The organism is Rhodococcus sp. EPR-157 (assembly GCF_001647195.1).
Classification (GTDB): Bacteria; Actinomycetota; Actinomycetes; order Mycobacteriales; family Mycobacteriaceae; genus Rhodococcoides.
This window is the reverse complement of record NZ_LVCV01000547.1, coordinates 1-5,542: the sequence shown is the minus strand read 5'-3', so window position 1 is coordinate 5,542 and position 5,542 is coordinate 1. Positions and strand designations below refer to the sequence as shown.

The 5,542-nt window shown below is 65.2% G+C and carries 7 protein-coding genes; 5 read left to right on the top strand and 2 right to left on the bottom strand.

The window, feature by feature from the left end:
* From A2J03_RS24160 to A2J03_RS24140, 5 genes are all read left to right on the top strand, one after another.
* The coding region (locus A2J03_RS24160; protein ID WP_442971404.1) for a type II secretion system F family protein at nt 1-409 on the top strand (409 nt) is incomplete at its 5' end.
* Nucleotides 406-984: a type II secretion system F family protein gene (locus tag A2J03_RS24155; RefSeq protein WP_231912699.1), complete on the top strand. Its 579-nt coding sequence runs from the start codon at nt 406-408 to the stop codon at nt 982-984. The genes A2J03_RS24160 and A2J03_RS24155, both read left to right, overlap by 4 nt.
* 60 nt (nt 985-1,044) lie before the next feature.
* Nucleotides 1,045-1,245, top strand: a complete 201-nt coding sequence (locus A2J03_RS24150; RefSeq protein WP_068379066.1) for a DUF4244 domain-containing protein — start codon at nt 1,045-1,047, stop codon at nt 1,243-1,245.
* Between the two features lie 20 nt (nt 1,246-1,265).
* Nucleotides 1,266-1,556: a TadE family type IV pilus minor pilin gene (locus A2J03_RS24145; RefSeq protein ID WP_068379073.1), complete on the top strand. Its 291-nt coding sequence runs from the start codon at nt 1,266-1,268 to the stop codon at nt 1,554-1,556.
* A 20-nt stretch (nt 1,557-1,576) separates the two neighbouring features.
* Complete coding sequence (locus A2J03_RS24140) at nt 1,577-1,894, top strand: Rv3654c family TadE-like protein (RefSeq protein ID WP_231912698.1); 318 nt, start codon at nt 1,577-1,579, stop codon at nt 1,892-1,894.
* A 192-nt stretch (nt 1,895-2,086) separates the two neighbouring features.
* Here A2J03_RS24140 and A2J03_RS24135 read toward each other — a convergent pair whose 3' ends face one another.
* Together A2J03_RS24135 and A2J03_RS24130 are read right to left on the bottom strand one after the other, a co-directional pair.
* The gene (locus A2J03_RS24135) at nt 2,087-2,629 is read right to left on the bottom strand and encodes an FAS1-like dehydratase domain-containing protein (protein ID WP_068379060.1); all 543 of its coding nucleotides are present in this window, start codon (nt 2,627-2,629) and stop codon (nt 2,087-2,089) included.
* 115 nt (nt 2,630-2,744) lie between these two features.
* Complete coding sequence (locus A2J03_RS24130) at nt 2,745-5,123, bottom strand: DEAD/DEAH box helicase (protein ID WP_068379057.1); 2,379 nt, start codon at nt 5,121-5,123, stop codon at nt 2,745-2,747.
* Nucleotides 5,124-5,542 lie beyond the last annotated feature (419 nt).

Sequence of the window (5,542 nt, the reverse complement as noted above, 5' to 3'; positions counted from 1 at the left end):
CGGAAGAGCCTGCGGCCGAGCGCGTCTCGGAGGGACGGCACACGACGGTCTGCGCGTTGCCGATTCGCCGGTGTCCGCAGAGCTGGCGATCGTGGCGGGCGCCTGGCGTATCGCCGACGACCATGGCCTCGGCCTCGTGGGTCTACTCTCCGCAGCGCGAAGCGACATGCTTGCGCGCAGGCGGTTCCGCACACGAACGCAGGCTTCGCTGGCGGGCGCACGGGCGACGGGAACAGTCCTGGCGTGCCTCCCCGTCGTGGGCGTCGGGCTCGGGCAGGCGATGGGGGCGTCACCGATACGGGTACTGCTCGGCGGAGGCCTCGGCGGTGTACTCCTCGTGATCGGAGTTGCGCTCGTCTGCGCCGGACTGTTGTGGACGGATGCGATCACCGACAGGGTGTGTCGATGATGGGGGTCGCGTTGGTGTGCGTGGCGGCGGCGCTCGTCCTCGCTCCGGTCGGCCCCGGTCCCCTCGGCAGGGTGTTCGGTTCGCGTCGCGCCGGTCAGGACGCCGAGGAGCAGACACAGGTAGTCGCCGATCCACACGCCACCGCAACCACGTTCGACATGATGGCCGCATGCCTGCGCGGTGGGCTCCCTGCCGGAGCGGCCGCGAGTGCGGTATCCGCCATAGCTCCTGGCGCTGCCTCGATCGCCCTTCGCACGACAGCTGACCTACTGACACTCGGCGCAGCCCCGGACGCGGCGTGGGCACCGGTGGCAGCGACGCCCGAGATCGAGTCACTCGCGCGGATGGCGGCACGTTCGGCGCGATCGGGAGCATCGTTCGCCGACGCGGTAGCCGAGCTCGCCGAAGCCGAACGGTTGCGGGCCGAGGACTCGGCAGCTGCAGCGGCCGAACGGGCAGGAGTGCTCATCAGCGGGCCGCTGGGACTGTGCTTCCTGCCGGCATTCATCTGCCTCGGAATCGTGCCGGTGGTAGTGGGTTTGGCGGGGAACGTCCTGGGCGGGGGACTGCTGTGACGGTTCGACGATGCTTCCGGGGCGGGGCCGCCGTCTCGGAGAACGAGGAGGGGAACAACAATGAGCAATGCGATTTCTCGGGTGAAGACTCGGCTTCTGCTGGCAGTAGTGGAGGACGACGGAATGTCGACTGCCGAGTACGCGATCGGCACCATCGCCGCCGCCGCGTTCGGGGCGATTCTGTACACCGTCGTGACCGGAAGCTCGATCGTCGATGCGTTGACGGGCATCATCGATCGAGCGCTCGCCACATCGGTGTAGCGGACGACGGCTCGGTGACGGTGGAGGCTGCGATCGCGTTGGCGTCCATCGTCACCGTCGTCGTCACGTGTATCGGGGCGATCTTGGCGGTGACGCAACATGTTCGGTGTGTCGACGCCGCGCGTGAGGCTGCCCGGTTGGTGGCTCGAGGGGGAGAGGTATCGGAGTTCCTGCTGCCCGAAGGTGCTGTCGTGAGTGTGTCGGAGCAGGACGGCTTCGTGCTGGCGAGAGTCGAAGTGAGTACTGCGCTTCCGGGACTGACGGTGAGTGCGGAAGCGGTGGCGGCGGTCGAACCCGAGGCCGTGGAGTGAGGACCAACGAGGACGGGAGCGTGAGTGTCCTTGCTGCGTGCGCGTTGACGGCACTGCTCGTCGTGGTGATCGCGGTGTTGCAGGTCGGGTCGGCGGTGAGTGGGCGTCATCAGGCTCAGTCCGCCGCGGATCTGGCCGCACTGGCCGCGGCGGGTGCGTTGGATCGAGGGGTGCCCGACGCGTGCGCGACTGCCGACACGATCGCCGAGCGAATGGGCGGAGCCGTCACCTCGTGTGCGGTCGAGGACTGGGACGTTGTCGTCGAGGTGTCGATCACGCTGCCGCTCGGTCGGTTCGGTGTCCGTGATGCGGTCGCGTCGGCGAGGGCGGGGCCGTAGCGGTCGCCGGTCGCCGGTCGCCGGTCGCCGGTCGCCGGTCGCCGGTCGCCGGGAGCTGGTCGCTGGTTGCCGGGAGCTAGGACCGTTTCTGCAAAGCTTGGACATCGGCTCGCGTCATAGCCGGTGTGCTAGCTCGGCAAAAATGGTGCTAGCTCCGCCCGCTGGCGAACCTAGCCGCCCGCTTGCTAACCCCTAGCCACCCCGGCGCATGATCCCGTCGAGCATCTGGCCGAATCCGGTGTCGTCTCCGCGTCCGCCTGTACGAGCGACGAAGGTGGTGGTGGTCGTAGCCACCGACTCGTCGAACGCGTCGGTGATTCGATTCACGGTGACCATGATGTCGCTACCACCGGACTGGCGAAACGATTCCAGGCAGAGATCACTGGTGAGGACGTCTCCCACACGCATGGGTCGGTGCAGAATGATCTGCTGATCGGTATGCAGAATGTCGCCGAGTCCGTATCCGATCAGCAGGTTGGCGAACAGCTCCGGGAGCACCGCCGTTCCGACGACGCTGACGAATGTGACCGGCGCGATAACCCCGCCGTGCCCGAGCTCGCGGCCGACTGCATCGTCGACGGGTGCTGGATGGTCGTCGTGGACCGATCGTGCGAATTCGACGATCTTCTGGCGACCGATCTCGTAGGTGAATCCCACGATGTGATGTGCGCCCACCATGTCTCGGATGCTCTTGGGGCCGGAGACTTCGGGTTCGTTCGCGTAGATCGTCGACATGGCCACCTCTGTTCGTCGGCAGGAGCCAAGTTCACCAGGTGTGAGGCGATGCCGCAGCGTGGCGAGACCAAGTCTCCGTCAACCTACAAAGACGTCGGCGATCGAATGTGCTCGGTCACGAAACGGCAGATCGTGGCGACGCCGCATCGAGCACTATCTGCAGAACGGCGACGGCGCCTTCCTTGTCCAGAGGGTCGTTGCCGTTGCCGCATTTGGGGGACTGCACACACGAGGGGCACCCGGTAGGACACTCGCACGAGGTGATTGCGTCCCTCGTGGCCTCCAACCACTCCATGATCGCTCGGTGACCCCGATCCGCGAAGCCCGCGCCGCCGTCGTAACCGTCGTAGACGAACACCGTCGGGAGGCCCGTGTCCGGGTGCAGGGCAGTCGAGACGCCGCCGATGTCCCAGCGGTCGCACGTGGCGACGAGCGGCAGCAGGCCGATCGCAGCGTGTTCGGCAGCATGCAGGGATCCAGGAAACCGTTCGGTGGGGATTCCGCGGTCGAGGAGTGTCTCCGGCGTGATGGTGTACATGACAGCGCGTGTGTCCAACGTCTGCTCCGGCATGTCGAGCTCGATCGAATCGAGAATTTCACCCGAATGCAGTCGACGAAGGTACCCGACGACCTGGTGCGTGACATTCACCTGGACGAGAGCGACGGTAACCTCGCCGAGGACCCGACTGGAATGAACCTCGGTGATCGCGATGTCGGTGGTTTCCCGGGCGGACGTGTGCCAGTCGGGGTGCTCAGCGTGTACGAGCGCAAGGCCGGATTCCAGGTCCAGTTCGTCGACGACGAAGCTCTCCCCCTGATGGATGTGGACCGCGCCCGGATGGACTGTGGCCGGGGCCTTTCCGGAGTCGACCGTTCCGAGCATGCGGCCGGATTCACCGTCGACGATGGCGATCTGCGTGCCTGTTCCGCCGCGAATGTTCACCGATGCGTGCGGAGCATACTTCTGTCCCTCGGGCGTGATGAACCAACCGTGCGGCCGCTTGCGTACGAGACCGTCGGCCGCCAAGTTCTCCAGCACGACAATCGCCCCGAGTTCCTCGGCCTCGTCGTTGGTGATCGGCAGTTCCGCAGCAGCGCAGAGCAATTGAGGACCGAGAAGATAGGGATTGGTCGGATCGGTGACCGTCGCCTCGATCGGTTTGTCGAGCAGAGCCGACGGATGGTGGACGAGGTACGTATCGAGTGGATCGTCCCGCGCGACGAGGGTCACCAGCGAGCCTTCGCCGCGCCTTCCCGAACGGCCTGCCTGCTGCCAGAAGGACGAGACCGTGCCGGGAAAACCTGCGACGACGACGGCGTCGAGACCGGCGATGTCGACGCCGAGTTCGAGTGCGTTCGTCGTGGCGACGCCGAGGAGTGTGCCGTCGGACAGGTTCTTTTCCAACGTTCTTCGATCTTCGGCCAGGTATCCGGCACGGTAGGCGGCGACGCGTGTCGCCAGATCGCGATCGACGTCGGCGAGCAGCCGCTGCGTGCCGAGTGCGGTCACCTCCGCGCCGCGTCTCGAACGTACGAAAGTCAGTGTGCGAGCACCCTCGATCATCAGATCGGCCATGATGCGTGAGGCCTCCGCTCCCGCAGAGCGGCGTACCGGAGCGCCGTTCTCGCCGGTGATCTCCTTCAGTAGCGGTGGTTCCCAGAGTGCGACGGTTCGCGGCCCGTGGGGTGAACCGTCGTCGGTGACCTCCTCGCACGGACCTCCGACGAGTCGGGATGCGGCGAGTCCCGGATTCGACGTCGTCGCACTCGCGAGGACGAACGTCGGACTCGCACCGTAGCGAGCGCAGATGCGACGCAGGCGCCGAAGTATCAGCGCCACATTGGAGCCGAAGACACCGCGGTAGTAGTGACACTCGTCGACGACGACGAATCTCAGATTCCGCAGGAATCGTGCCCATCTCTCGTGTGCGCCCAGGATTCCGATGTGAATCATGTCGGGGTTGGTGAATATCCATCGCGCATTCGCGCGTGCCCACTGCCGAATCTCGATCGGTGTGTCTCCGTCGTAGGCGCTCGGGAATACCTCGGCCAGTTCCGGTGCATCGCCGCGTAACTCGTCGGTGATCGAGATCGTGCTGCGGAGTTGATCGGCACCGAGCGCTTTGGTCGGAGCAAGGTAGAGAGCGGTTGCACGGGCGTCGCCGAGCAAGCTGGAGAGGATCGGCATCTGGTATGCCAGAGACTTTCCCGACGCCGTGCCTGTTGACAGGACAACGTGATGACCGTCGTTGGCGAGGGATGCTGCGCGGGCCTGATGGCTCCACGGTCTCGGGATTCCGCGAGACTGTAGTACGGCCCTTACTTCCGGCTTCAACCATGTTGGCCAGTCGGTGAATTGGGCCATGCGTGCCGGTAGCTCGGCAACGTGGGTGAGGGGGTGTTCACCGGACGGAGTGCCAGCGAGTACACGGTCCAGAAGCGATCGTCCGTAGCTGGTTGCATGACCCTCGCTCGACGGATCCGGTTGGGTCACTGCTGCTCTCCAAGATTCTGCTGACGTTGCCGCGTGCTCTGGAAGGGGCCGCGACCTGCAGTTTTCATGCTATCGGGCGGTCGGGTTCGCGGATGCAGCGGCCGGGTATCGACGCTGGTGGGGACGGGCGAACGATGCAACAGTCGTCCACGCCTTGTTTCAAGATCAACCGAATGTGCCGAAAACTCACTTTTCGACTGTTGGAAATGCCCAAGTCGTGGTTGACTTGAACTGGTCGCAGCTTCTGTGTTCGTTCTCACGCTCGCAGGATCTATTGTTGCGAGCGGTGTGCTTTTGGAGCGTTTCCTGAAGGGGTCTTGCGCCGACGGTTCAGTCGGGGTGGGGTTCCGCCTGAGGGGGAATTCAGGAAGTACAACGGTCGGAACCGGCCCGGTGGACTGTAAGTGCTGCCCACCGCA

Bases quoted from the DNA above. Each gene is read 5' to 3' on its own strand.
- A2J03_RS24155 (WP_231912699.1), top strand. From the start codon at position 406: ATGATGGGGGTCGCGTTGGTGTGCGTGGCGGCGGCGCTCGTCCTCGCT.
- A2J03_RS24150 (WP_068379066.1), top strand. From the start codon at position 1,045: ATGAGCAATGCGATTTCTCGGGTGAAGACTCGGCTTCTGCTGGCAGTA.
- A2J03_RS24135 (WP_068379060.1), bottom strand. From the start codon at position 2,629: ATGTCGACGATCTACGCGAACGAACCCGAAGTCTCCGGCCCCAAGAGC.